Origin of the sequence: Mesorhizobium sp. M1D.F.Ca.ET.043.01.1.1, assembly GCF_003952385.1 — a bacterium.
In the GTDB taxonomy this organism is placed as follows: domain Bacteria; phylum Pseudomonadota; class Alphaproteobacteria; order Rhizobiales; family Rhizobiaceae; genus Mesorhizobium.
The window spans coordinates 6,509,930-6,534,636 of record NZ_CP034444.1; the positions used below are offsets into that span (position 1 = coordinate 6,509,930).

General features: G+C 63.7%; 24 protein-coding genes and 2 tRNA genes. 10 read left to right on the forward strand and 16 right to left on the reverse strand.

The features are described 5' to 3' along the window. Positions 1-39: 39 nt before the first annotated feature. The gene (locus EJ067_RS31275; protein ID WP_126088951.1) at positions 40-1,062 is read right to left on the reverse strand and encodes an aldo/keto reductase; all 1,023 of its coding nucleotides are present in this window, start codon (positions 1,060-1,062) and stop codon (positions 40-42) included. A gap of 186 nt (positions 1,063-1,248) precedes the next feature. Here EJ067_RS31275 and EJ067_RS31280 point away from each other — a divergent pair, with 186 nt between their 5' ends. Both EJ067_RS31280 and EJ067_RS31285 read left to right on the forward strand, forming a co-directional pair. Next, entirely contained in the window at positions 1,249-1,815 is a 567-nt protein-coding gene (locus EJ067_RS31280; protein WP_126088952.1) for an SIS domain-containing protein, read from the forward strand. Between the two features lie 4 nt (positions 1,816-1,819). Then, positions 1,820-2,563, forward strand: coding sequence for a creatininase family protein (locus EJ067_RS31285; protein WP_126089814.1), 744 nt, complete (start codon positions 1,820-1,822; stop codon positions 2,561-2,563). A gap of 43 nt (positions 2,564-2,606) precedes the next feature. Here EJ067_RS31285 and EJ067_RS31290 read toward each other — a convergent pair whose 3' ends face one another. From EJ067_RS31290 to EJ067_RS31300, 3 genes are all read right to left on the reverse strand, one after another. After that, positions 2,607-3,524, reverse strand: a complete 918-nt coding sequence (locus EJ067_RS31290; RefSeq protein ID WP_126088953.1) for a carbohydrate ABC transporter permease — start codon at positions 3,522-3,524, stop codon at positions 2,607-2,609. An 8-nt stretch (positions 3,525-3,532) separates the two neighbouring features. Then, the gene (locus EJ067_RS31295; RefSeq protein ID WP_126088954.1) at positions 3,533-4,654 is read right to left on the reverse strand and encodes a sugar ABC transporter permease; all 1,122 of its coding nucleotides are present in this window, start codon (positions 4,652-4,654) and stop codon (positions 3,533-3,535) included. Between the two features lie 96 nt (positions 4,655-4,750). After that, positions 4,751-6,427 (reverse strand): sugar ABC transporter substrate-binding protein, encoded by a 1,677-nt coding sequence (locus EJ067_RS31300; RefSeq protein ID WP_126088955.1) that lies wholly within the window; start codon positions 6,425-6,427, stop codon positions 4,751-4,753. A 278-nt stretch (positions 6,428-6,705) separates the two neighbouring features. On the opposite strand from EJ067_RS31300, the gene ugpC reads away from it, so the two are divergent. The 5 genes from ugpC to EJ067_RS34820 all read left to right on the forward strand — a co-directional run bounded on the left by ugpC (position 6,706) and on the right by EJ067_RS34820 (position 10,026). Then, positions 6,706-7,764 (forward strand): sn-glycerol-3-phosphate ABC transporter ATP-binding protein UgpC, encoded by a 1,059-nt coding sequence (gene ugpC, locus EJ067_RS31305; protein ID WP_126088956.1) that lies wholly within the window; start codon positions 6,706-6,708, stop codon positions 7,762-7,764. A 28-nt stretch (positions 7,765-7,792) separates the two neighbouring features. Continuing rightward, positions 7,793-8,245, forward strand: coding sequence for an RbsD/FucU family protein (locus EJ067_RS31310; protein WP_126088957.1), 453 nt, complete (start codon positions 7,793-7,795; stop codon positions 8,243-8,245). Positions 8,246-8,249: 4 nt separating this feature from the next. After that, on the forward strand, positions 8,250-9,179 hold the full coding sequence (gene rbsK / locus EJ067_RS31315) for a ribokinase (protein ID WP_126088958.1): 930 nt from the start codon (positions 8,250-8,252) through the stop codon (positions 9,177-9,179). Between the two features lie 333 nt (positions 9,180-9,512). Further along, positions 9,513-9,812, forward strand: coding sequence for a hypothetical protein (locus EJ067_RS31320; RefSeq protein WP_126088959.1), 300 nt, complete (start codon positions 9,513-9,515; stop codon positions 9,810-9,812). 115 nt (positions 9,813-9,927) lie between these two features. Next, positions 9,928-10,026 carry a putative RiPP precursor gene (locus EJ067_RS34820; RefSeq protein ID WP_189394066.1) on the forward strand — a complete coding sequence of 33 codons (99 nt, stop codon included), beginning with the start codon at positions 9,928-9,930 and terminating at the stop codon, positions 10,024-10,026. A 151-nt stretch (positions 10,027-10,177) separates the two neighbouring features. On the opposite strand, the gene EJ067_RS35565 is transcribed toward EJ067_RS34820, so the two are convergent. The 3 genes from EJ067_RS35565 to EJ067_RS31335 form a co-directional block, all read right to left on the reverse strand. Next, positions 10,178-10,489: a hypothetical protein gene (locus tag EJ067_RS35565; protein WP_126089815.1), complete on the reverse strand. Its 312-nt coding sequence runs from the start codon at positions 10,487-10,489 to the stop codon at positions 10,178-10,180. A 218-nt stretch (positions 10,490-10,707) separates the two neighbouring features. Continuing rightward, entirely contained in the window at positions 10,708-10,911 is a 204-nt protein-coding gene (locus EJ067_RS31330) for a hypothetical protein (protein ID WP_126088960.1), read from the reverse strand. 187 nt (positions 10,912-11,098) lie between these two features. Beyond that, positions 11,099-12,445: an FAD-binding oxidoreductase gene (locus EJ067_RS31335; RefSeq protein WP_126088961.1), complete on the reverse strand. Its 1,347-nt coding sequence runs from the start codon at positions 12,443-12,445 to the stop codon at positions 11,099-11,101. 328 nt (positions 12,446-12,773) lie between these two features. Here EJ067_RS31335 and EJ067_RS31340 point away from each other — a divergent pair, with 328 nt between their 5' ends. After that, entirely contained in the window at positions 12,774-13,169 is a 396-nt protein-coding gene (locus EJ067_RS31340; protein WP_126088962.1) for a hypothetical protein, read from the forward strand. Positions 13,170-13,304: 135 nt separating this feature from the next. Here the strand turns inward: EJ067_RS31340 and EJ067_RS34825 are convergent, their stop codons facing one another. After that, a complete protein-coding gene (locus EJ067_RS34825; RefSeq protein WP_189510210.1) occupies positions 13,305-13,466 on the reverse strand; it encodes a hypothetical protein in 162 nt (53 codons plus the stop codon). Positions 13,467-13,707: 241 nt separating this feature from the next. Further along, positions 13,708-13,784 (reverse strand) — tRNA-Asp (locus EJ067_RS31350). Between the two features lie 218 nt (positions 13,785-14,002). On the opposite strand from EJ067_RS31350, the gene EJ067_RS31355 reads away from it, so the two are divergent. Next, positions 14,003-14,078 (forward strand) — tRNA-Val (locus EJ067_RS31355). 35 nt (positions 14,079-14,113) lie between these two features. Here the strand turns inward: EJ067_RS31355 and EJ067_RS31360 are convergent. The 7 genes from EJ067_RS31360 to EJ067_RS31390 all read right to left on the reverse strand — a co-directional run bounded on the left by EJ067_RS31360 (position 14,114) and on the right by EJ067_RS31390 (position 21,192). Next, positions 14,114-14,884 carry an SDR family oxidoreductase gene (locus EJ067_RS31360; protein ID WP_126088964.1) on the reverse strand — a complete coding sequence of 257 codons (771 nt, stop codon included), beginning with the start codon at positions 14,882-14,884 and terminating at the stop codon, positions 14,114-14,116. A 13-nt stretch (positions 14,885-14,897) separates the two neighbouring features. Further along, positions 14,898-15,893: an ABC transporter permease gene (locus EJ067_RS31365; protein ID WP_126088965.1), complete on the reverse strand. Its 996-nt coding sequence runs from the start codon at positions 15,891-15,893 to the stop codon at positions 14,898-14,900. 113 nt (positions 15,894-16,006) lie between these two features. Beyond that, a complete protein-coding gene (locus EJ067_RS31370) occupies positions 16,007-17,047 on the reverse strand; it encodes a sugar ABC transporter substrate-binding protein (RefSeq protein WP_126088966.1) in 1,041 nt (346 codons plus the stop codon). A gap of 39 nt (positions 17,048-17,086) precedes the next feature. Further along, positions 17,087-17,851 carry an ATP-binding cassette domain-containing protein gene (locus tag EJ067_RS31375; RefSeq protein WP_126088967.1) on the reverse strand — a complete coding sequence of 255 codons (765 nt, stop codon included), beginning with the start codon at positions 17,849-17,851 and terminating at the stop codon, positions 17,087-17,089. Next, positions 17,848-19,014 (reverse strand): ROK family transcriptional regulator, encoded by a 1,167-nt coding sequence (locus EJ067_RS31380; protein ID WP_126088968.1) that lies wholly within the window; start codon positions 19,012-19,014, stop codon positions 17,848-17,850. Before EJ067_RS31380 ends, EJ067_RS31375 begins: the two co-directional genes overlap by 4 nt. A 245-nt stretch (positions 19,015-19,259) precedes the next feature. After that, on the reverse strand, positions 19,260-20,540 hold the full coding sequence (locus EJ067_RS31385) for a M23 family metallopeptidase (RefSeq protein ID WP_126088969.1): 1,281 nt from the start codon (positions 20,538-20,540) through the stop codon (positions 19,260-19,262). A gap of 184 nt (positions 20,541-20,724) precedes the next feature. Continuing rightward, entirely contained in the window at positions 20,725-21,192 is a 468-nt protein-coding gene (locus tag EJ067_RS31390; RefSeq protein ID WP_126089816.1) for a peroxiredoxin, read from the reverse strand. A 97-nt stretch (positions 21,193-21,289) separates the two neighbouring features. On the opposite strand from EJ067_RS31390, the gene EJ067_RS31395 reads away from it, so the two are divergent. Beyond that, positions 21,290-24,700 carry a DUF3971 domain-containing protein gene (locus EJ067_RS31395; protein WP_126088970.1) on the forward strand — a complete coding sequence of 1,137 codons (3,411 nt, stop codon included), beginning with the start codon at positions 21,290-21,292 and terminating at the stop codon, positions 24,698-24,700. Positions 24,701-24,707 lie beyond the last annotated feature (7 nt).

The window sequence follows — 24,707 nt, forward strand, 5'->3', positions numbered from 1 at the left end:
CTTCTTTTTTTAGCCCTACGGCGGCAGGACGTGCGCGGTTCAGGCGGTCGGCGCGTCGGCGCGCATCAGGCTCTCCTGCTTGAGATCCGCCCACAAGGCCGCCGGGATGTTGACGTCGAGCAGCGCGCGATTGGCTTCGACCTCAGCCGGCCGCTGGCCGCCGGGGATCACCGACATCACGCAAGGATGCCGCAGCGGGAACTGCAGCGCGGCCTCGATCAGCCGCACGCCATGGCGCTTGCAGACCGCCTCGATGCGCGCCACGCGCTCGAGAACGTCCTTTGGCGCTTCGGAATAGTTGTAAAAGGCGCCGGGCCTCGGCCCCGTCGCCAGGATACCCGAATTGTAGGGGCCACCGAGAACGATGCCGATGCCGCGTTTCTCGCAGAGCGGCAGGAACGTGGCCAGCGCTTCCTGCTCGAGCAGCGTGTAGCGGCCGGCGAGCAGGAACAGGTCGAAGTCGCCGCGCTCGGCAAGCGTCTGGCAGACCTGCCATTCGTTGATGCCGCCGCCGAAGGCCTTGATCACACCTTGGTCGCGCAGCGAAAGCAGCCCGTAGTAGCCCGAGGACATGAACTCCTCGATGCGCCTGTCCGACGCCTCCTTGCTGCCGTGGGTGAATATGTCGACGTCGTGCACATAGAGGATGTCGATGCGATCGACGCCGAGACGCTCCAGCGAGGCCTCGAAGGAGCGCATCACGCCGTCATAGCTGTAATCGTAGACTTCCCGGCGCGAGGGCGTGTCGAAGAACTTGCCGATGCCGGTGCGCTGTTCAGGCGCAGAGACGCGCATGAGGCGGCCGACCTTGCTCGACAGCGCATAGTCGTCGCGCTTCTTGCCGCGCAGGAAGGGGTTGAGCCGGGTTTCGGAGAGGCCAAGGCCATAGAGCGGAGCGGTGTCGAAGTAGCGGCAGCCGGTCTTCCACGCCGCTTCCAGCGTGGTATTGGCATCCTCATCGGAGACGGCACGGTAGAGATTGCCGAGCGGCGCGGTGCCGAAGCCGAGCTCGGTGAAGGTGATGCCGCCATTGCCGATGCGGTCGAAATGCCGTGTCTTCATATTCTCAAATGTCCCGGATCGATTTGTCTGACATGACACTATCACGCTGGTGGCACAGCAAAAGCGCCGAGGCTCGTTGGACATGAATTTTCGCGGTGATAGCATGAACAAAAACAAGTGTTTCGCGCGAAACGCGAACGCAAAGCCGCATGCCTATTGAGGCTTGGGCCGACAGGATGAACAGCTATGACGCAAGCCGGACCGGAGATGTTCGAGATCGCGCTGGACGAGCTTGGCGCGGTTGTGAAGCGCATCGATGACGGCCGGGTCGACGCCGCCTGCGCTATGCTTGCCGGCGCCGGCAGGATCGTCGTCTATGGCTGCGGCCGCGAAGCACTGCAGGTCAAAGGCTTCGCCATGCGGCTCTATCATCTCGGCCTGCCTGTCTCGGTTGTCGGCGACATGACCACGCCGCCGCTGGGGAAAGGCGATGTCTTCCTGGCAAGTTCCGGACCGGGCGAGACGGCGACGGTGCTGACCCTGATGCGTGTTGCGCGCGACGCCGGCGCCAGGGTGCTGCTGCTGACCGCCGAACCGGCCGGCAGCGCGGCGAGACTTGCCGACTTCACGCTGCTCGTCCCGGCCCAGACCATGGCCAGCGACCAGGGCGCCGCCAGAACCTCCGTGCTGCCGATGGGCTCGCTGTTCGAGGGCGCGCTGTTCCTGCTGTTCGAGGTGATGGTGCTGAAGCTCAAGCTGCTCACCGGCGCGACGCCCGAGGCGATGCGCGCCCGGCACACGAATATGGAGTAGGATGATGCGCTACGAACTGATGCTGCCGCACCAGATCCGCAAGGCGATCGAGGAGAACTGGCCGGTCGCGTTGCCGCTCGGCGTGCTCGAATACCATGGCGAACACATGGCGGTCGGCATGGACACGCTGGCGGTGATCAAGACGCTGGAACACTTCGAGAGGGAGAGGGACATCGTCATCCTGCCGCCCTTCTACTATGGCGCGGCGAGCTATGCCGTGGCGCCGCCGGAAGGCAGCGGCTCGGTGCAGGTCGGCGGTCCGGTGCTGGCGCCCTTCGCGGAGGAGCTGTTCTACGGCCTGCTGCGCATCGGCTTCCGCAACATCCACGCCATAATCCATCACCAGACCGAGAATTTCGTCGCCGGCATGCCGACCGATCTCGCCTTCAAGACCGCCGGCCGGCAGGCGATCTTCCGCTTCCTGGAGAAGCAGCGCGGCGAGGGCTGGTGGGGTTCAGACAAGATGGCCGACTACTATTCCGGCCATGCCCAGGGCGAGAACGTCTTCAACTGGGTGCAGGTGCATCCGCTGATGCCGGCCGCGATGAACGGCAAATATCCGTTCGACCATGCCGGCATCGGCGAGACCTCGCTGATGCTGGCGCTGTGTCCCGAGGCGGTGGATGCCGGTCATCTCGCGGACAATACCGGCTGGTACACGAAAAACGCGCCGGAGGCGTCGGCCGAGCTCGGGCAGAACGGTGTCGAGATGATCCTCGATCATCTCAGGGCGATATTGGTGAGGTAGGTGCGCGTCTCCTTCTTCCGTAAGGGGACAAAGGGAAAGCGCCCTACTTCACCGAACCGGCCGTCATGCCCATGATCAGGTAGCGTTCAAGCAGGATGCCGATAACGGCAAGGGGCGCGATCGCCGCCGTGGCAAGGGCTGCCATCGACCACCAGTTGATGCCTTGCGAGCCCGTCTGGCTCGCCACCATGACCGGGATGGTCTTGGCATCGGTCGAGGTGAGCAGGGCGGCGAAGAAATACTCGTTCCAGCACAGCACCATCGCCAGGATGAAGGCGGCGACCATGCCGGGCAGCGCGATCGGCATGACGATGCGGAAGAAGGCGCCCCAGATGGTCAGACCGTCGACCAGGGCAGCCTCCTCGAGCTCGACGGGAATCGAGTTGAACTGGTCGCGCATGATCCAGATGACGATCGGCAGCACCATCAGCGTGTAGAGGAGCACGAGGCCGATGCGCGTGTCGAGCAGCGCCACTTCCCGGTAGAGCACCAGGAAGGGCAGCGCCAGCACCACCGGCGGCAGGATAAGCTGCGACAGGAAGAAGAAGGAGATGTCCTCGTTCTTGAACCAGGCGAATTTGTAGCGATAGCGGGTGAGGCCATAGGCGGCGAGGCTGCCGATGACGATGGCAAGGCTCGACGCGCCGACCGAGGTGATGACCGAGTTCATGAAGCGTTTCAGGAACTCGTCGCGTACGGTCGAGGTCTGGAAGATCGAATCCGGCGACAGGCCGAGCGAACGCCAGCCTTTCCAGTCGGGCTGGAAGTCGACGAAGGGGATGAGGTGGCCTTGCGTGACGTCGACGGCCGATTTGAACGATGTGGTGATCGTCCAATAGATCGGGAACAGGCAGACGAATGACCAGAAGACCAGCGCGCCATAGATGAAGACGCGGCTTGTGATGAGGGCGGCCGGCGAGCGGATCTCGGAAACGGTGTAGTCTGTGGTCTGGACGCTCATGATCCCGCTCAGTTGACGTTGCGCACGAAGCGGCTGGCGAGCTTCAGCAGCCAGGTGACGAACACGATGATGATGATCAGGTATGCCATGGCCAGCATGGTGCCGTAGCCGACATTCGAGCGGTCGCGATACTCGCGGTAGATGAAACTCGAAACGGAATCGGTCGCCCCGCCGGGGCCGCCGGACGTCACCGTGATGATGATGTCGGCGAGCTTCAGCTTGAAGATAATGCGCAGGATCACCGCCGTCACCGATACCGGCAGCATCAGCGGGAAGGTTACCTGCCAGAATGTCTGCCAGGTGGTCGCGCCGTCGACGCGCGCCGCTTCAAGCACCTCGCGCGACATCGCCTGCAGGCCGGCGAGGAGCATGATCATCATGAACGGAATGAAGGTCCAGGCGTCGAGCACCATGATAGAGATGCGGGCGATGATCGGGTCGGAGAAGAAGGCGGGATTGTCCCAGCCGAGATGCCGCGCCAGCGTCGCCGCCGGTCCGAACCGGTATTCCATCAGCGACTTGCCGACCATCCACGACACGGCGACCGGCGACAGCATCAGCGGCAGCAGGAAGACGACACGGAAGAATTTTCGTGCCTTGATCTGGGCGTTGAGCAGCAGTGCCAGGCCGAAGGCGATGGTGTATTCGACCAGCACCGCCAGCACATAGAGCACCATGTTGAACAGCGCGTTGCGATAGTAGGGGTCGGCCAGCATCTGCCAGAAATTGTCGAGCCCGTTGAACCTGCGTCCAGTGAAGGAGCTGAGGTTCCAGTCGGTCAGCGCGATATAGAAGCCGAACAGCGTCGGGAAGATCACCATGGCGATGGTGAAGAGCAGCGCCGGCAGCAGGAACAGCGCGCGCTGGCCGTCCTCGCCGCGCGTCAGCACCTGCCAGGCGCCGAGCGCAATGCCCCACAGCACATAGGCATAGACGACGGGACGCCAAGTATAGAAGCCGATCGTGTCGACCTCGGTCTTGTAGAGGATCTGCATCACGATCGCCGCCAGCAACACGAGCGTCGCAACAATCATCAGGGCCCAGCCGAGGCGCTTGCGGCCGGGTGGGATCAGATCGGCCGGTGTGGAATTTGCCGGCCATGCATTCGCGGTCGAAGTCTGCTCAGCCACGCCTCTCGCCTCTTTGCACAGATGTCCGGCCGTGGCCGGTAAAGGTGCGGCCCGGCAACGAGGCGTCGCCGGGCCGCGACTTTTCGATGCGACAGCCTACATGCCGAGCGAGGCTTTGTAGAGCTTGATCTGGTTCTCGCGGCCGATCTGGTCGGTCAGCTTCTCCCAGGCGGCAGCGATCGCGTCGGCGCCTTCCTGCGCCTTCATCTTGCCGGCAAAGGTGTTGGCCAGGATGTCCTCGGCGGCGCTGTAGTACTGGAAGATGCCGGGGATGCGCGGCTCGATCGCCGCGTTCGGATGGTTATAAGAGTCGCCTTCCGACTTGAGGTAGGAGCTAATGAACTTCTCATCGTAGCCAGCCGCCACCCATTCCGGAATGTTGAAATGGGAGTTGCGGTAAGGCTGGAAACCGGAAGGATAGGCCGCGCACCACAGCGACAGATCCTTGCCGCCGAGATGGGCTGCCGCCGACCAGGCCGCCTTCTTCTTCTTCTCGTCGCTGTCGACGCGCGCCATGACATAGACGCCCCAGCCGAGATAGGCGCAGTTCGGCGCATAGTTCGGTCCGCTGGCGAGCTTGTCCCATTTGCCGGTCTTGGAATTGTAGACGTCGTCCGAGCCCGGCAGGATGGAGAATCCGGTTACGTCCCCGACGACCGAAGCGTCGTTGGTCTTGGCATTCGAGCCAGCGTCTCCCCACCACGCCAGCATCGAACCGGTGCCACCCAGGAATTGCGAGAAACAGGTCTGGTTCGGGTCGGCGTTGATCTGATCTTGCGGTTCGAAAGGCAGCGCGTCGATCACGTCCTGGATCGCCCGGACCCAAGCCGGGTTGTTGACCCGCGGCTTCATCGTCTCCGGGTCGAACAGCCAGGCCTTGTCGTCCGGATGCTTGGCATAGGCGCTGGCGCGGCTGCCGAGGAAGTAGAAGCCAAAGCCACCCCAAGGCTTGGGCGCGTCAAGATAGCCATAGACATCTTGGCCCTTCATCTGCTTGCCCTTGAGGAACTTGGTCGCGGCCTGCACCTGTTGCCATGTCTTCGGCACACCCCATTCCGTCAGGCCCGCCTTATCGCCGCTGTCGGCTTTCCATGCTGACGCCAAGTCAGGATCGGCGAACACATCGGTGCGGTAGTTGAAGTTGTGCGTGTCGCCGTCGACGGTGACGCGATACTGCTTGCCGTTCCACGTGCCGACCGGCGGCTTCAGGTAGGCCACGAGGTCGTCCATATCGATCTGCTTCTTGACCCAGTCCGGCATTTCGGAGGTCAGACCCTTGCCGCAGACATCGCCTTCGAAAGGTGCGCCCATCTCGACGATATCGAAGTCGATCGTATTGGTGGCAATCGCCTGTTGCAGGCGGGGGTTGTAGTCGGCCTGCGCAAGGTCGATCCAGTTGATCTTGGCGCCGGTATAGGCCTCCCATGGTTTCAGGAAGCCGCGGAACAGCACGTTGTGCAGGTTCTGGTTGTTGAGGCCCATGAAGGTGAGCTCGACGCCGGCGAACTCACCTTCCTTGACGTTGGCCTTGGTCGCCTCCAGACAGAGCTCGCCGACTTTCTGGAAGTCGGCATCCGTCGGCTGGCCCTTGCCGACGCCCGGAATCTGCAGGATTTTCGCGCGCAGGTCATCGGCCGCCGCGGCCGGCCTCGTCAGCGCGCCGAGCCCGGCGCCGGACGCCGCGGCGAGGGCGGCCATGCTGGCCGCGCCTTTCAACAGATCGCGGCGGGTCGCCCCGGCGCGTAGCAGTTTTTCGTAAAGATCGACTCTCATCTCAAGGTTCCTCCCAGAACTTCCAGTCGTGAATTGAATTGCCAATCTCGGACGCCGAAACGTCTGTGGTTCTCCTATACCATATGGGGACGTGGGACCCCACCCTGCGTCGCCTGGAACTCCGATTTTCCGGGACAAGGACCGGCTGTCGGATTGGCACTCGCAACTATTCGCGTAATCGATTACCTTGTCAACAAGAATGGGTTTTTATCTATAAGATACTGACTTGCCCTTGCCGTTGGCAATGGCTAGCTTGACCGAAAACGATAGGGGAGAGGATGGCTCAAGTTGCGATCGCCAATGTGGCCAAGGCATTCGGAACCGTCAAGGTTCTGCACGAGGTCAGCGTCGATATCGCCGACGGCCAGTTCGTCGTGCTGGTCGGCCCTTCGGGATGCGGCAAGTCCACGCTCTTGAGGATGGTGGCGGGGCTGGAAACGGTCTCCGGCGGAACGATCTCGATCGGCGATCGGATCGTCAACAACCTGCCGCCCGCCAAGCGCGACATCGCGATGGTGTTCCAGAACTACGCGCTCTATCCGCATAAGACGGTGGAGCAGAACATGGCCTTCGCGCTGAAGCTGCGCGGCACCGATCCTGCCGTGGTCGCCGAGCAGGTGAAGCGGGCGGCCGACATCCTCGACCTCGCCCCCTATCTCAAGCGCTATCCGCGCCAGCTTTCCGGCGGCCAGCGACAGCGTGTCGCCATGGGCCGCGCCATCGTACGCAATCCGCAGGTGTTCCTGTTCGACGAGCCGCTTTCCAACCTCGACGCCAAGCTGCGCGTGCAGATGCGCACCGAGATCAAGGAACTGCACCAGCGGTTGAAGACCACCACCATCTACGTCACGCACGACCAGATCGAGGCCATGACCATGGCAGACAAGATCGTGGTGATGCGCGACGGCCGCATCGAGCAGGTCGGCGCGCCGCTGGAACTGTTCGACCGGCCGGCCAATCTGTTCGTCGCCGGCTTCATCGGCTCGCCGGCGATGAACCTGCTCAAGGGCACGGTGAAGAAGGGCGAGAAGTCCGTGGTCGACATTGCAGGCTCGGCGTTTCCGATGCCGGCCGGCATCCAGGCCGCGGATCGACAGGCCGTCGTCTATGGCGTGCGGCCGGAGCACCTGGAAATCCACCCCGACGGCGTGGCGTCCACGATTTCGGTGGTCGAACCGACGGGCTCGGAGACGCTGGTGTTCGTACGCTTCGGCGAGGGCGAGATGGTGGCGCTGTTCCGCGAACGTCACGACTTCAAGCCGGGCGATACGCTGAAGCTCAGGCCGCGGCTCGACCACGTCCATCTCTTCGACGCAGGGACCGGCAAGCGTCTCTGACCGCAAACAGACTTTCCAAGAGGAAACCATGCTCAAAGGGATCAATCCGCTGCTCAATGCCGACGTGCTCCAGGCGCTGCGCGCAATGGGCCATGGCGACGACCTGATCATCGCCGATACCAATTTTCCATCCGACTCCGTCGCCAAGCAGACCGTGCTCGGCAAGCTGCTGCGCATCGATGCGCCGGCGGCCGATGTGGTGAAGGCGGTGCTGTCGCTCTATCCGCTGGACAGCTTCGTCGACGACGCGGCCGCGCGCATGGAAATCGTCGGCAAGCCGACCGAGATCCCGCCGGTGCAGAAGGAGGTGCAGAAGGAGATCGACGCGGGCGAGGGCAAGGCCTGGCCGATGATCTCGATCGAGCGCTACGCCTTCTACGAGCGCGCCAAGAAGGCATACTGCGTCATCCAGACCGGCGAGCGCCGTTTCTATGGCTGCTTCGCCTTCCGCAAGGGCGTCATCCCTCCGGATGCGGAGTAGGACGATGGCCATCGGGAAGCCCGTCGTCATCCTCGGTGTCTTCGTCGCGGATACGGCTTACCGCGCCGACCGCCAGCCGCGCATGGGCGAGACGATCCTCGGCAATTCGTTCAAGCTCGGGCCGGGCGGCAAGGGCTCGAACCAGGCGGTGGCGGCCGGCAAGCTCGGCGCCGACATCACGTTCCTGACGCGGCTCGGCGTCGATGCCTTCGCCGACATGGCCAAGCAGACCTGGAAGGGCGCTGGCGTGAAGAGCGCGGTCATCGACACGTCCGACAGCTACACGGGCGCGGCCTACATCTTCGTCGAGGAGGGCAGCGGCAACAACGCCATCATCGTCAGCCCGGGCGCTGCTATGCTGATCTCGCCCGCCGATATCGAAGCCCATGACGACCTTATCCGGTCCGCCGGTGTCTTCGTCACCCAGCTCGAGCAACCGATCGATGCTGCGTTGAAAGCGCTTGAGATCGCGCGCGGGGCAGGGGTGACGACCATCCTCAATCCAGCGCCGGCCGCCGCCCTGCCGGACAGCATCTACGCGCTTTGCGACTACGTCACGCCCAACGAGTCCGAGGCCGAGGGGCTGACCGGCATCACCGTCTCTTCGATCGATGATGCCCGCCGGGCCGCCGACAGTCTGCTGGCGAAGGGCGTCGGCACCGTCATCGTGACGCTCGGCGAGAAGGGCGCGCTGCTGCACACCAAGGACCGCTCCGACCATGTCGAAGCCGTCAATGCCGGCGCTGTGATCGAAACCACCGGTGCGGGCGACGCCTTCAATGGCGGCCTGGCGGCTGCCCTTGCCAGGGGCGTCGAGCCGCTGGAGGCGGTGCGCTTTGCCTGCGCCGTAGCCGGCATTTCGGTGACCCGTCCGGGTACTGCGCCTTCCATGCCGACGCTCCGGGAAGTCGAGGCGCTGCTGGTGAAGGATTGACGCGCAGTCGCCAGCCTCGCACCGGCGCTCCCGGCATCGCGCCCGACGGGCTCCTGCCCGCAATCCTCACAATTCGGTCACTTGCGATCACACGGTGACATATTAGCCACGGTTAATGTTATTCGGCGCGGACGCCTTGCGTCGACCGCATAGGTGTCCCGTAATGGGTCATCGTGTCTGGCACCGCAATTGCACTGTCAGCATTGCCGGGGTGGACCGTGCCCTGGTAGCCGGGGGGCAAATTTGGGGGAGCCCGCCGCTCCGCGAATGGGGCGGCGGGCGCTTTTCACGGTTGAGTTGAGGGCCGCCTGAAACGCTTGGGGTGCCGTGCCGATGTATTTTCCTCAATTCCTCATGGGCATGTTCGCGACGTCGCTCATCGTGGCGATCTGGGCTGATTTTCAAACCGGTTCTGGCTGGCAGGCGCTTGGCTGGGCCATTCTGGCACTGATCGTTCTTCAGGTTGGATACGTCGGTCTGGTCGTTCGCCTGATCTATCGACAGGGCCCGAGAGGTTCAGGAATCGACCTGGCACCGAAAGACTCCCCGCTGCCGATCCCCGGAGACGTGGGCAATTTCCGGCAGCGCCGCCTGCTTCCAGACATCAAGAGATCTCAGCCTCCGAGGTCGTAGATTTTCGCGACCGCAAGGCGCCAAACCACTCGCCACCCACCGTTCGGAACGCAACCGATGCGCGCGCGTTCACTGTCTTGTCCGACACAAGGCAGCCTGATTCCGGAACGGCGCGATGAAAAAGCCCTATGAGAAGCCGACGCTCGTAAAGCGCGAGAAGCTCACCGCCCGAACCGCCCAGATTGTCGCGTCGGGTGTCATATTGGGTGAGTGAGCCAGAAGCGGGGGCACCCGAGGGCCGGCGCAAGCGAGATCTGGCGGGGGGCTATTGCGTTTCACCGTTTCACGGAAACGGCGAAACCCCCTATCTCCTTGTTTTTACGCGATTCCGGACTGAAAACCGCTCACACTTTTCCTGGAATTGCTTAGTTCGGATCGCCGCCCCTTGAGCCGCCGTGAGATCCGCCACCATAGTTGTCGCCCCCTGAGCGGCCTCCACCGGACTTGAAACCTTGGACGCGAGGGCGGGGGTGAAAGTGGTTGCCTCCCCCTCCATTGCTTGAAGTTGATCCGCCCGAATTGACTGGAGGTGATCCGCCAGATTTCGCGATAGCCTTGGAGGTCAGGCTTGTGCCTAGCAGAAGCGTTATGGCCGGCGGAGTCATCGCTGCAAACCGGCCAGCTTTCTTGAGAAAATCACGGCGCGCTTCGGCCTCTGAAACCAGATTCTCTGGCACAAGATGCCTACACTTCGCGCTTTCATTTGCCAAGTTGGCACCCCGTTATTTCAGAAGATTACATTAATCCGTCCGAGCAAAGACAATAGCTCTCCAAAAGGCTTAGATACCGCCTGTAAACTTGAAGCGTCGTGCGCAGAAGCAGCGATACCACCTCTGCGCCGAACAAAGCGACTTCAGCTCAAAGATCAGTTCTCGCAAAATGCCAATCGCGGCCCTCAGAGGATCTTGCTTGTCAGCTCCAGCATCGTCGTTGCGCCCTGCTCGCTGCCGGGCATATGCACGACACGCAGGACGCGAAGGTCCATATTCGACCGCTCGACCGGAATCGATATGCTTTCACCTACCCGCGGCAGTTCCTGGAAGGCGAGCTCGTCCACATCCCTGGAATCGTCAATCGAAATGCGACATCTCACAGCCATTTGTCTCTCCCGTGCTTTGCCCTCGGGCGGAACGAGGCAATGGCGGAATGGTTCCGGCGCAGGGACTTCCAGGGCCGGCACGGTATTCGGCGCAATCAACCCGGAGCGGAGCTTCAGCGCCGTGCTCTATCTCCTTGTTTGCTCGCATTTCTGTGGCGCCAAGCGATACCGCCTGGCGGCAAAATGCTCAAAGGGCAGGGCCCGGCCGAATGGCGCTTCCATCTGAAAAGCGCGACAGGCGGAAGCGGGTCAGATCGTGGCCGGGCTCGTTTCCCTGGATCATGTCGGAGACGATCCGACCAATTCCCGGCCCGATGCCGAAGCCGTGACCGCTCATGCCCGTTGCGACGACAAGGCCGATGATCGCCTGCACGCGATCCACTATGGGGACGACATCCGGCATTGCGTCTATCATGCCGGCCCAGCTTGCCTTCAGGCGGACCGACTCGAGCTGCGGGAACAGGCGCCTGAAATTGCGTTCGATCGAGCGGAGACTGGAACGTTCGGGAGTCGGATTGAGCACCCGCACCCTTTCGAAGGGACTTGGGGAATCCGGCGTCCAGTGACGCGGCGTCGACCAGCCATCCGGGTAACCCGTCGGCGCGGCCGGCGAATAGCGTGACCCGAACGGGCTGGCCATGAGGGCGGGAAGGTATTTCGTTGCGTGCCGGAACGCGTCGGGTCCCAGGTAGAGCAAATGACTGCCTCCCGGAGCGAGCGTGTATCCGCCATCCTGCCTGCGCCTGAAAGCGATATGCTCTCCCGCCGCGGCACCGGCATGGATTTCAGGCATCGGTTCCGTTGCCGCAGCGGTCGATCTCACGCTGAGCTGGGGAATGGAGACGCCGTGTCTTCTCAGGAACAGGGAAGACCACGCGCCGCCGGCGAGCAGAACGCTGGACGTTTCGATGCGACCCGCCTCGGTCCACACGCCGCTGACCCTGCCGGCCGCGATTTCGAGGGTTCGCGCCGCGCAATTCTCTACGATCTTGACGCCGTTGCGGGCCGCAAGCCGAGCGAGAGCGGGCATGGCCAGCCAAGGCTCCGCCCGCATGTCGGAAGGTGTCGTCATCGCGCCCTTGAAACTGCGCGACATGCCTTTGATGAGACCGGCGGTTTCCCGCGCGTTCAGGAGGCGGGTGTCGATCTCATGGGCAGCGGCGATCTTGATGAATTTATCGAAGCCGGCCATTTGGCGGTCGGAGCTTGCCAGATAGGTCACGCCTGTCTGCTTCAGGCCGATGTCTTCACCGCATTCCTCGGCCAGCTGCCGCCAGTGACGGGACGCCTCGATCACGATCGGCAGCTCATCCGCATCGCGTCCCTGCTTGCGGATCCATCCCCAATTGCGGGATGATTGTTCGGCAGCGATCCGTCCCTTTTCGACCAGCGTTACCGAGATGTTTCGCCGGGCAAGAAAAAGCGCTGTCGTCACGCCGATAATGCCGCCGCCGATGATCACCACGTCCGAACGTTCCGGCGGGGGACCGGGATATTGAATCGGGCTCGCTTCGGAGAACGGGAAATGAGGCAAGTGGCGCATCCTGAAAAAGACGACGACAGCTATGGCCCACCGGCCGCCATCTTTTCTTGAGGCAGTTCAAGGGAAGGTGGAGCACAGGCTTCTAAAGAGCGCCCGGGATTCGCCCAAAACAGACGGGTAGCCAGCGTATTTCCAGCCACGCTCGATCACATCGGATAACGTGCGTTCCACCGCCGTTTCAACGCCGAGGCGGCCTCTCTATCTCGTCGCGGGCCGAGAACCGCCGGCGATGCATGCCCCCACACCGTGACACGACGCGACCAGACGGCCCATTCGGAGAGCGGTTTTGCCGCTTCCTCCATCATAGGGAGATGCCATCATGAGCTCTTTCACGTCAAAACTCGTTGCGGCCGCATCGATCTTCGCCGCCATACCGCTTTCGAGCGCCAATGCGGTGCACCGTCACCACAGGGCACAGGTCGACACCACAACCACTGCGTCGGTGCCGACGGATCCGGCACGGCGAGCGGCGGTAGAGCAGCTGCTCAACTTGAAGCAAGGAATCCGTCAGGCCAGGGAGGCCGGCAAGATCACGCAGGACCAGGCCCGCGACCTGATGCAGCAGGCGGATACCATCCAGCGTGCCGCGCTGACTTCCGGAGACCGTTCTGCGCTGGGGCAGATCAATGCGCTGGATCAGCGGCTTCAGAATGCGACCGGCCAGGGAACCTATATGGGTGACGGTGCCGATGGCGGCTACTATCCGAACGGCTGACGAACAAACGCACGGGCGGATCGGCCAGGGCGTTTCACCGTTTCATGGAACGGCGAAGCGCGCTATCTCTTTGTTTTTACGCGAATTCCGGACGGAAAACCGCTTTGCACTTTTCCTGGAATTGCTTTGGATCGTTCATTGGTCGTCTGGATTGTGGACGGTGATGGCGGGGGGCGCGCGCCAGCCCCCCGGCATATTCAGAGATGCAAAGCTGCGCTCGACATCGGCGGTATAGGCGCTGTCATTGGCAAAGTGGTCCCAGAGGATCAGGCCAATAACCAGCGCGATCACGACCAAGGGCCATCGCATAGGAACCTCCCTCAAAGCTCCTCGCCAGGCAATTATGTTCCTGGTTCCGTTTACAAGCAACTGCTAATGTAATGGCAAGCCCGCGGGGCGAGGCCAGTTCGAGGGCGCGGCAGAGAGCATCCACGTTGTTCGCCTGCCTCGTCCTGCCGCCACGGTGCAGAAACGAGAAATCGAATAATTTCCTCGCCGGATCGGCAGGATAATAAATTCAATGATTTCCGAGATGAAATGGCGCGAGTGACGGGGCTCGAACCCGCGACCTCCGGCGTGACAGGCCGGCACTCTAACCGACTGAGCTACACCCGCGCACTGACGAGCACGTGTCAGGCGTGTTCGTCGTTGGGGCGCTGGATAAGGGGTTCGTTTGCGGGTGTCAAGCGCGGCATGTGAGCATAACAGCAAACTGGAGAAGGTTTTTTGACAACTGCGCCGCCATTGGGGAAATCCGCCTGACAGCGGGTGCGCCGGCTGTTCATTGGGCCTTGCGAATGGAGCCCTAACTGCTTAAAGGTCCGGCCCGGAGCGGGCGATTAGCTCAGTTGGTAGAGCGCTTCGTTTACACCGAAGATGTCGGCGGTTCGAGCCCGTCATCGCCCACCAGTTTCGTCCCCAGCTTTTCGGCACAAAATCAAGCATCACGGCGGCGTCAGCCTAAAATCCTGACCTTCGGGCAGGAGCTGGCCGCCGTCGACGACGATGGTCGTGCCGGTGATGTAGCCGGCGTCGTCGGAGGCAAGGAACAGGAAGGCGTTGGCGACATCGCGCGGCGTGCCGAGGCGCCCGAGGGGCACGGCGTCCTCCATGCTCTTGATGAAGGCGGCGTCGCGATGCAGCTTCATGCCTTCGGTCAGGATGTTGCCCGGCTCGACGCCGTTTACGGTGATGCCGTAGCCGGAGAACTCCAGCGCGGCGGCGCGGATGAAGCCGTTGATGCCGGCTTTGCTTGCCGAGTAGTGGCCGTGGCCGGGGCTGCTCACCTGCGGGCCGGTGATGGAGGAGGTGAAGAGCATGCGGCCGCTGCCCTGCGCCTTCATCGGCGGCAACGCGGCGCGCGCGGCGTTGAAGCTGCCGCGCAGATTGACCGCCATGACGCGGTCCCAGTCTTCCGGGCTGGTGTTCTCGATCAACTGCCAGGGATAGATGCCGGCGTTCTGGACGATGATGTCGAGGCGGCCGTGGCGCGCAATTGCCAATGCCACCACCGCTTCCGCGTCGGCCATCTTCGAAATGTCGGTGTGAATGAAGGCGGCACCCAATTCGTCGGCGCTCGCCTGGCCGGCTTCGGTTTCGCTGTCGGCAAGCACGAGTTTCGCGCCTTCCTCGGTGAAACGCTCAGCTATGCCCTTGCCGATGCCGCGCGCGGCACCGACGATCGCCGCCACCTTGCCCTCCAAGCGTCCGGTCATAGAAGCCGCCCTTTCATGCGAGTTTTTGGCGAATGGTCTGCTTGAAAGCGTCGAGCAGCACGGCCGCCAGCACCAAGAGGCCGTGGATGACCTGGGTGAAGTTGGCCGGCAGGCCCATGAGGTTGATGGCGGTGTTGATGGCCGACAGGAGCAGCACGCCGGCATAGACGCCGGGCAGCGTGCCGACGCCGCCCTTCAGGCTGACACCGCCGATGACGACGGCGGCGAAGGCGTTGAACAGCAGGCCGACGCCGAGATTGGCGGTGGCGCCGGAGGTGCGGATGGCCAGCAGCCAGCCGGCCAGCCCGGCGATGGCGCCGGCGAGCACGAAGGCGATGATCAGGTTGCGGTTGACGCGGATGCCGGCGCGGAAGGTCGCCGTCTCGTTGCCGCCGATCATCACCAGATGCCGGCCGAACGGCGTCTTGGCCATGATCAGCGAGAAGACGACGAAGCAGGCGATGGCGATCCAGGCGGTGAGCGGCAGGCCGATGAGGCGCTGGATGCCGAACCAGCGGATCGCCGGCGTCAGGTCCTGCGCCGAGCGGCCGCCGGAAACCACAAGCACCAGGCCGCGCACCCAGATGTAGGAGGCGAGCGTGATGATGAAGGCGCTCATCTTCAGCCTGACGATCAAAACGCCGTTGAAGGCGCCGATGATGCCGCCGACGAGGACAGCCAGCAGCAGCGAAACCGGAACCATCAGCCATTCCGGGTGCAACTGCACGCCAAGGCCGATGCCCGACGAGCAGAACAGTATGCCGACCGCCATGGCGCTGAGCGCGGCGACCGACTCGACCGACAGGTCCATGTGTCCGGCGATGATGACCAGCGCGAGGCCGATCGACATCACGCCCAGCACGCTGGAGGCTTCGATGATGTTGGCGAAGATGCCGAGCTGGAAGTAGTTGGGAATGACCAGGGAAAACACCACCAGCACGAAGACCAGCATGAACCAGACGAGATTGTCGAGAATGAGCTCGAGAGCATGGCGGGTGCGGGGGTTCATGAGCTGATCCGGTTGGCGCGCGTGTTTGACAATGTTGCGGCCTCACGCGCTTCGATGCGCGCGGCGCTTTTGAAGGGCGCTCCGGGCCGGGTAGCCCGGAGCGGTCCTCGTGGTTACTCGACCGGTTTCACGGTTTCCGTCGGCGACTTCTGGTTGCCCCAGAAGGCCGGGTTGTCGACGTTCTCCTTGGTGATGGCGGCACCCGGGATCTTGATGTTCGGGCCCCAGGCTTCCTTGGTCACCGTCGACTTCAGGCCAAGCACCTCATACTCGCCGGGCTTGATCTCTTCCTTCTTGACGACCTTGTCCATGAACATGGCGACGGCCGCGGCCTGGGCGTAGAGCGGCTGCTCGACTTCGACGTTGAGCCAGCCCTTGCGGATCAGGTCGAGACCGACCGGTGCGCCGTTCGAGCTCATCATCATGACGTCGCCGGGCTTCTTGCCGGCAGCCTCGAGCGAGGCGACTCCGGCGACCGAGAGATGCGCGGCATGGCTGAAGATCAGGTCGATGTCGGGATTGGCGAGCATCTGGTCGGCGACGATCGTGCCGGCGTTGCTCGCTTCCCACTGCATGGCCGGCAGCGAGATGATCTTGACGTCCGGGAACGCCTTCATCTTTTCCTCGAAACCCTTCTGAATGTCGAGCGTGTAGGGATCGCCGGGATCGCCGAGCACCTGCAGGACCTTGCCCTTCACCGCGCCGTTCTTCGCCTTCAGCAGCTTCTCGGCCTGATCGGCGGCGACGTAGCCGATCTCGACGGTGCCGGCGACCGAGGTGAAGTCGGACGGGGTGGAGGTGATCTGGCGGTCGAACTCGACCACCGGGATGCCGGCGGCGCGGGCGGCTTCGACGGACGGCTTCAGCGCGTTGAAATCGACCGCCGCAAGTACGATCGCGGCGGGCTTCAGCGCGATGACGTCGTTCATCTGCGATTGCTGGGCGTCGGTCTTGTTGTCGGCGTTCAGCGATTTGAAGTCGTAGCCGACCTGCTTCAGGAACAGCTCCAGCGCGGTCACCGAACCGGTCTGGAACTCATCTAGCAATGTCGGCACCAGGTAATAGACGGTGCCCTTGGACTGGGCGAATGCCGGCGTGAGCGTGGCAAAGGCCAGTGCCAGGAAACCGAAGACGGAAAGAAGTACTCTTTTCATGTCGTTCGCTCCTCTTGCGCCGGACCCCTCATTTGTCCCTCAGTTCGCCGGTCCGGCACCGGCGAGCGTCTCTCCGGTAATCATGTTGATCACCGCGTCGGGACTTGTCTTGTTGCGCGCGACATCGCCCGCCACGACGCCCTGGCGGATCACCACGATCCGGTCGGCGACCTGGAAGGCCTGCTGCATGATGTGAGTGATGATGACGACGCCGATGCCCTGGCTCGCCACCTGGCGGATCATGTCGAGGCCGCGTCGCGTCTGCTCGACGCCAAGGGCGGCGAACGGCTCGTCGAGCAGCACCAGCTTGCCGCCCCAATGGACGAAGCGGTTGAGCTCGATCGCCTGCCGCTGGCCGCCCGAGAGATGCTCGACCTTGGTGCGCAGCGAGGGAATGCGCGTGCCCGCATTGGCCAGCGCCTTGGTCACCACGGCCTCCATGGCGCGTTCGTCGAGCACGGGGACGCCGAGCACCTTGCGGGTGATCTCGCGGCCCATGAAGAAATTCGCCACCACGTCGACATTGGTGCAGAGCGAGAGGTCCTGGTAAACCGTCTCGATACCGGCCGCCTTGGCCTCGGCCGGAGATTTGGCGAGGAAGTCCTTGCCTTCGAACAGCATGCGGCCGGAGGTCGGTTCCAGCCCGCCGGCGATGATCTTGACCAGCGTCGACTTGCCGGCGCCGTTGTCGCCCAGAAGCGCCACCACCTCGCCGCGCGCGATCGAAAAGCTGATGCCCTTCAGTGCCTGGATGGCACCGTAGTTCTTGGTGACGTTGTCGAGGACCAGCAGGGGTTCGCTCATGCCGCGATGTCTCCGCTTTTCAGAGGGTCGCCCTCGCGCTGCCGCTTGGCAGTGAAGATCTGGCCGAAGCGCGGCGAAAGCACACCGGAAACGGCAAGCGCTGCCGCCCCTCTAAGCACTGCGTGCTGGCCGCCCTGCGCAACGAGGATTCTTGGCGCCACGCGGTCCTTTCGGGCCGAGACCGAATTGTGCAGCGGCCCCACAGATGCCGCCAGCCGTTCGAGCAGGGCAGGCGAGGCAAGTCCGCCGAGGACGATCGTCTCCGGATCGAAGAGGTTTTCTATGATGGCGATCGCGTTGCGGAAAACCGGCGTGATCTCGCTCACCCAGTCGGCATCGTTGCCGTTCCAGCGCCCGCGCGCGTCCAGCGAGACGTAGCGTTCGAGGCAGCCGCGGTTGCCGCAGGGACAAAGCTCGCCGCCCGGAACGACCGGGATGTGGCCGATCTCGCCGGCGTTGCCCCACGCGCCGCGCAATGCGCTGCCGTCATGCAGCATGGTGCCGCCGAGCCCGACGCCAAAGTAGAGATAATAATATTCCGAATGCTTTGCGCCGAGCCCATAGAAGCGTTCGCCCATCGCCGCGGCAGCCATGTCGTTCTCGAAGAAAGCCGGCAGGCCGGTGACCGCAGTCAACCGCTCGCGCAGCGGAACGTCCTGCCAGCCGGCCATGGTCGTCGGGCCGACGAAGCTCATCGGTTCGACGCCGAAAGGTCCCGGCAGCGCCATGCCGATGCCGATGACGCGTCCGCCCGAGCGGCGACCGGTCAATTCGGCAACCATGGCGCCGATCGCCTCGAACGCTTCGTCGGGCGCCGCATGGGGCGCCTGGCGATGCGCGCTTTCGATCACGTCGCCGCTGAGGTTGATGAGGGCCGCGTCGATGCCGAGCGGGGTGAGGTGGATGCCGACCGCATAGCCGCCCTCAGGGTTGATGCGGAGTGTCGCCGGCGGCAGGCCGCGGCCCTTCGGCTCCTCGCGAACCGACAGGATATAGCCTTGCTCCTCCAATTCTCGAACAATGGTCGATACCGTCTGGACGGTGAGCCCGACATGCCGGGCGATCTCGCCGCGGGCGATGGGGCCGAGGCGGCGGATGGATTCGAGCACGATGCGCCGGTTGTACGGCCGCCCGAACTCCTGATTTGTTCCCCGCAACGCCATGGCTTGCGCTCCCAGTTGACGCAAGGTTCGCAGAGAAGATTTATTCAGTCAAATGGAATTCAAAAATAATTTGCCGACGGGATTCTGAGGCTCGGGAAGGGTAGGAGCGGTAGGACCTGTCCGCGTGCCGCTCTTGGCGGACTGCCTTGCTGCAGCCGCCCAATGGTGAGTCAATCAGCCGTGCTGCCTGCTGGGTCAAATGCGGGTGGATTGGCGAAGCTCGCCGTTGCGCGGCGCGTGACGCGCTACAGGTACTGCGCGACCTTCTTGCCGACGGCGAGGAAGCGCAGCGGGTCGACCGCCTCGCCGTTGTGGCGCACCTCGTAGTGGAGATGCGGGCCGGTCGAGCGGCCGCTGCTGCCGGTCTTGCCGATCACGTCGCCGGCCGCGAGCTTCTGGCCGACGGTGACGTCGATTTCGCTCAAGTGCCCATAGCGCGTGGCGAAACCATTGCCGTGGTCGACCTCGACCATGCGGCCATAGCCGCCGTTCCAGCCCGCCTTGGTGACGACGCCGGCGGCCGTGACCTTGGCCGGCATGCCGATCGGCGCCCTGAAATCCATTCCCGTATGCAACGCCGCCGTACCGAGGATCGGATCGGTGCGTACGCCGAACGGACTGGTCACCGCATGGCCGGGGGCCGGATTGGTGAGCGGCAGTTTGCGCGCTTCCTTCTTGACTTGATCAAGCGCATCAAGAGCTTCGTCCAGCTCCTTGACCTTGCTGTCAAAGATCATCGAGGAATCGAGAGGGACCAGCGGCCCGCCGACATCGTTCTTGTCGAGCTCGGCGTCGACCGGCAGGCCGGCGGCTTCGAGCGCCTGACTGATCGCATCGGCGTTCTTGTAGGCATTGTCCGCGAGCGTGGTGATGCGGGAAAGCTGCTGGTTCTCGATGGCCTTGAGCGATGCGTTGATCGACACGAAGAGCTTGTCGGCGCGATCCGCGGACGTTTCGCTATCGAGCGGATCGGACCGGGTCGACCACAGCGAGAAGGGTCTTGTATCGCCGGCGCTCAAGGATGCCACCGAGTAGGTCGGAGCCTGCGAAAGATTGCCGGTTGCGTCGGCATGCTCATCGGGTTTCGTCGCGGTATCGGTCGCGGCCGGCACATCGCCGACCTCGCTTTCGGCGCGTTCGAGGATCGGTCCGAGCCGCCCATGACGCTGGCTGAGCTGGGTCTGCCTGGCCAGCAGCTCGCTGACCTTGGTCTCCATGAGCTGCTGGTCGAGTAGCTGGCGGCTGGTGATGCGGTCGACCTGGGCGCGAAGCGCGGAGATGCGATCCTCATAGGCCTGCTGCATGCGCGCCTGCCTGGCGGTCGTGGCGCCGATCAGGTCGTCGCGCAGCACCAGGTAGGACGTGGCGAGCAGATAGCCGATGGCGATCGCCGCGAGCGCCGATCCGATGAACGCGGCAAGCCAGGGACGGATGGTGAAATGCCTGATCTCGTTGCCCCTGGCGATAATGACCGTATGGGGCTCCTTACGCCTGCCGAAGACCGCTGACTGACCGTTTGGGTTCACGGGACCGAGCTTTCGTTACGACTCCAACGACAGCCGGCATTACACATTATTAGGGTTAACAAAGCTTTGCTGGCCGTAATGTCGACGTAACCAGTTCCCGCATTGCGGGTGGCGGGTTGCGGCAGGGGGAGGCCGGCAAAAATCGTCCAGCGATACCGAGAAAGCCAGGTGGGTTCCCCCGGCTTCAGAGCGCGCGCACCGCCGCCAGCACCTCCTCGGCATGGCCCTTGACGCGCACCTGGCGCCAGATGCGGGCGATCCGACCGTCCTTACCGATCAGGAAGGTGGCGCGCTCGACGCCCATATACTTGCGGCCATACATCGTCTTCTCGACCCACAGATGATAGGCCTCGATCACCTTGCGCTCCTCGTCGGCGACGAGATCGACGGCAAGATCGTATTTCGCCTTGAATTTGTCGTGTTTCTTCACGCTATCGGGGGACAGCCCGATGACCACGGCGCCGGCCTTGTCGAATTCCGGCCTCAGCTGCGAGAAGCCGATCGCCTCTTTGGTGCAGCTTGTGGTGTCGTCCTGCGGATAGAAGTAGAGTACGACAGGCTTTCCCCGGAATGAGGCAAGGCTGAGGGAGCCGCCGCCATCGCGCGGAAGATCGAATTGCGGCGCAACGTCGCCCACGTCGAGATCAGCCATGTCGATGCCCTTGTCCGAGGTTACGCGCGGATCGAGCATCGATATAACGGGAGGCGGGGATTCGTCCACGACGAGTTCGTTTACAACGGAATATTGCTTGGATCAGGAGCAACCGCAGCACGAGAAGATCAGGTTCAGGCGTGACGAGATCACTGACCTGGGAGCATTTCCGTCAGCGTGCGGCGTGCCGCCGCTCGGCCGTGCTTCGGTGCGCCGCCGCTTCCGCATCATCGGCCGGGTGTTCGCGGGACTGTGCGCGCTGGTGCTTCTGGCGGCAGCTGGGGTGTTTGCGCTCGGCACATCGGGCATCGGCACGGAGCGGCTTCGCGCCGAAGCCGAGACGGCCATCGAAAAGCTCGCCGGCGTCGATGTCAACGTCACCGTCGGACCGCCGCGGCTGACGCTCGACGGGTCGAGCTTCGTCGCGCTGCAGGTGAGCGACGTCAGCCTGAAGACGGCCGACGGCAAGCCGATGGCCGAGGTCGGGCACGTCCGCTTCGGCATGCGCTTGCTGCCGCTCTTGTCCGGCGAGGTCCGGCTGACCAGCGCCACGTTCTCCGATGCCCACATCATGGTCGCCGCGATGCCGTCCGGCGGCGGCGACTGGACGGCGGCGCTGCGCAACGAGGATGGTCTCGTCGATCCGGAGAAGGTGTCGGCGGCGGTGTTTTCCGGCGCCAACGAGGCGCTGGACGCGATCCGCGAGGATTCGATGCGCCAGGTCGATCTGCGCAATGTCGAATTCGAATTGCCGGCAGGCGGACCGGTCAAGCGTGTGACCGTCGCCGAGGCGACCGTTGCGCAGACCGGCACGGGCAGCATGGAACTGTCGTCCGATGCCAGCGTCGACGGCCGGCATGTCAGCCTGACTGCCTCCACGGCACGCGATCCGGGCGCGGGGCGGATCGCATCGCTGGATGCCAGCCTCGAGGTGGCGGACGCGAGCGGAACTCCGGTTCAGGGAAGCTCCAGCGGCGGGAACGCCGTTGGCCAGGGCGGGAAGCTTGGTTCGATCGCGCTGAAGCTCTCGGGCGCCGAAGCGTCCGGCGAAACGCCGTCGCGGCTGACGGCCTCGCTGTCGCTCGGCGGCTCGGTGCTCGATCTCGGCTCGCGCGGACTGCTGCCGGGCGACATCGATGCCAAAGCCACGCTCGTCGCGGGATCGAACAAGATCTCGATCGACAGTCTGCTGATCAAGACCGGCCGCTCGACCTTCGATTTCTCCGGCTCGATCGGACCGAAGCCCGCCGCCGCGGGCGAGGAGCCGTCCTACCGCTACGACCTCGTCAGCGACGGCTCGACGCTCGCGCCGTCGGAATCGCCGGAGCCGGCGCTTCGGTTCCTCGCCCGCATCGCCGGCGTCTACCAGACCAAGAGCCGCAAGCTCGTCGCCGAGCAGATCGGCGTCCGGTCCGGTGGTCCGAGCGAGGTGTTGGGCACCGCTTCGCTCGCCTTCATAGACAATGGCCCGCCGGGTGTGTCCCTTTCGCTCAATGTCCACGACATGCCGGTCTCGCATGTGAAGCAGTTGTGGCCCTGGTTCTCCGCCCGCAACGCGCGGCTTTGGGTGCTGGACAATCTGTTCGGCGGCCGCGTGGTCGATGCCAACCTGCAGTTCCAGGTCGTGCCAGGGAGGCTCGGCAACGGCGTTCCGCTTTCCGGCGACGAGGTGTTCGGCCGCTTCCAGGTCGAGGGCTCGCGCTTCGACACCGCTGGCCGCATTCCGCCGATCCGCGACGCCATCGGCGTGGTCGCCTTCCATGGCAACGACGTCGACATCAGCCTCTCTTCGGGCAGCGTCTATATGCCGAGCGGCCGCACCGTTTCGGCAAGCGGCGGCACTCTGACGGTGAAGGAGGCGAACCATTCGCCGGTCATCGGCGCGCTCGACATCGACGTCGCCGGCGAAGCGCCGGCAATCGCCGAACTCGCCTCCTACGAGCCGATCAATGCCATGCGCCATATCGGTCTCGCGCCGGAGGATTTGGGCGGCACGGTCACCGGGCATGTGCGGGCCGACATTCCGCTGACCTCCGGCGTCGACACCTCGAGGCTCGACTGGCTGGTGGCGCTGGACTACCAGGACCTGTCTTTGGCCAAGCCGTTCGAGGACCAGACGTTGACCGAGGCCGACGGGTCGATCACCGTCAGCCCCGATCGAGCGGTGATATCGGCCAAGGCGAAGCTGAACGGCATTCCGGCAGAGCTAGATCTGGTCGAACCGCTTGAGGACAACGGTCCGCCGCGCAGCCGCAAGGTGGCGCTGGTACTCGACGACAAGACGCGCGACGCGACGATGCCCGGCCTGTCGCCACTGCTTTCGGGAACTATCAAGGTGGCGATCGACAAAAGCGGGCAGGACGGTCAGGACGTGTCGGCCGACCTGACCAACGCAAGGGTCGACATCCCATGGGCCGGGTGGAGCAAGGGGCCAGGCATCCCGGCCAAGGTCACCTTCACGATGGCGAAGTCCGGCAGCACGACCACGCTGTCCGACTTCGATCTCGAGGGCAAAAGCTTTTCGGTCGACGGCGACGTGACGCTGGTCAACGGGGCGCTGTCCTCGGCCCGCTTCAGCAAGGTCGCGCTCAACAGGGGCGACGACGTCGCGGTATCGGTGAAGCGGTCGGGCAAGAACTATGCGGTGGATGTCAGCGGCGAATCCCTCGACGCCCGCTCGCTCATCAAGCAGTTCACCTCCGATGTCGACACTGCGACAAAGGGCGCAGGCGCCGACGCGATCTCGGTCAGCGCCGACGTGAAGTCGCTTACAGGCTTCCACGACGAGGTGCTGTCGAACCTTAAGCTGGATTACAGCGGTGCCGGCTCGCGGGTGAACGGCCTCGACGTCAGCGCGACGGCAAGTTCGGGTGCTGCGATCACCGTCAAGAACATGGCTGGCGACGGCAGCCGCTCGCTCAGGATGAAATCGGCCGATGCCGGCGCCATCCTGCGCTTCCTCAACATCTACGAGCACATGGAGGGCGGGGCAATCACGCTGTCGCTCTCGGGCGCCGGCGACGGGCCGATGAGGGGGCAGGTCGACGCCAGCAACTTCTACGTCGTCAATGAGCCGAAGCTTGCGTCGATCGTGTCGACCAAGCCCGCCGGCGACACGCGCAGCCTCAACCAGGCGGTGAAGGCCGATATCGACACCTCAAGAGTGCAGTTCGAGCGCGGCTTCGCGGAGATCGACAAGGGGGTCGGCTATCTCAGGCTGGCCAACGGCGTGCTGCGCGGTCCGCGCATCGGCACCACCTTCCAGGGCACGCTCTATGATCAGGACAACAATATGGACATGACCGGCACCTTCATGCCGGTCTATGGGCTTAACCGCATTTTTGGCGAATTGCCTCTGTTCGGCCCGCTGCTCGGCAACGGCCGCGACCGCGGCCTGATCGGCGTGACCTACCGGCTGCGCGGCAACGCGAACAAACCGACGCTCAACATCAATCCGCTGTCCGTGGTGGCGCCCGGGATATTCAGGTCGATCTTCGAATACAGGTGATGTCAAG

What these genes read in the sequence shown, in the direction of transcription:
- EJ067_RS31275 (WP_126088951.1), bottom strand. Translation starts at nt 1,062, where the DNA reads ATGAAGACACGGCATTTCGACCGCATCGGCAATGGCGGCATCACCTTC.
- EJ067_RS31280 (WP_126088952.1), top strand. Translation starts at nt 1,249, where the DNA reads ATGACGCAAGCCGGACCGGAGATGTTCGAGATCGCGCTGGACGAGCTT.
- EJ067_RS31285 (WP_126089814.1), top strand. Translation starts at nt 1,820, where the DNA reads ATGCGCTACGAACTGATGCTGCCGCACCAGATCCGCAAGGCGATCGAG.
- EJ067_RS31290 (WP_126088953.1), bottom strand. Translation starts at nt 3,524, where the DNA reads ATGAGCGTCCAGACCACAGACTACACCGTTTCCGAGATCCGCTCGCCG.
- EJ067_RS31300 (WP_126088955.1), bottom strand. Translation starts at nt 6,427, where the DNA reads ATGAGAGTCGATCTTTACGAAAAACTGCTACGCGCCGGGGCGACCCGC.
- ugpC (WP_126088956.1), top strand. Translation starts at nt 6,706, where the DNA reads ATGGCTCAAGTTGCGATCGCCAATGTGGCCAAGGCATTCGGAACCGTC.
- EJ067_RS31310 (WP_126088957.1), top strand. Translation starts at nt 7,793, where the DNA reads ATGCTCAAAGGGATCAATCCGCTGCTCAATGCCGACGTGCTCCAGGCG.
- rbsK (WP_126088958.1), top strand. Translation starts at nt 8,250, where the DNA reads ATGGCCATCGGGAAGCCCGTCGTCATCCTCGGTGTCTTCGTCGCGGAT.
- EJ067_RS31320 (WP_126088959.1), top strand. Translation starts at nt 9,513, where the DNA reads ATGTATTTTCCTCAATTCCTCATGGGCATGTTCGCGACGTCGCTCATC.
- EJ067_RS34820 (WP_189394066.1), top strand. Translation starts at nt 9,928, where the DNA reads ATGAAAAAGCCCTATGAGAAGCCGACGCTCGTAAAGCGCGAGAAGCTC.
- EJ067_RS31330 (WP_126088960.1), bottom strand. Translation starts at nt 10,911, where the DNA reads ATGGCTGTGAGATGTCGCATTTCGATTGACGATTCCAGGGATGTGGAC.
- EJ067_RS31340 (WP_126088962.1), top strand. Translation starts at nt 12,774, where the DNA reads ATGAGCTCTTTCACGTCAAAACTCGTTGCGGCCGCATCGATCTTCGCC.
- EJ067_RS31360 (WP_126088964.1), bottom strand. Translation starts at nt 14,884, where the DNA reads ATGACCGGACGCTTGGAGGGCAAGGTGGCGGCGATCGTCGGTGCCGCG.
- EJ067_RS31365 (WP_126088965.1), bottom strand. Translation starts at nt 15,893, where the DNA reads ATGAACCCCCGCACCCGCCATGCTCTCGAGCTCATTCTCGACAATCTC.
- EJ067_RS31370 (WP_126088966.1), bottom strand. Translation starts at nt 17,047, where the DNA reads ATGAAAAGAGTACTTCTTTCCGTCTTCGGTTTCCTGGCACTGGCCTTT.
- EJ067_RS31375 (WP_126088967.1), bottom strand. Translation starts at nt 17,851, where the DNA reads ATGAGCGAACCCCTGCTGGTCCTCGACAACGTCACCAAGAACTACGGT.
- EJ067_RS31380 (WP_126088968.1), bottom strand. Translation starts at nt 19,014, where the DNA reads ATGGCGTTGCGGGGAACAAATCAGGAGTTCGGGCGGCCGTACAACCGG.
- EJ067_RS31390 (WP_126089816.1), bottom strand. Translation starts at nt 21,192, where the DNA reads ATGGCTGATCTCGACGTGGGCGACGTTGCGCCGCAATTCGATCTTCCG.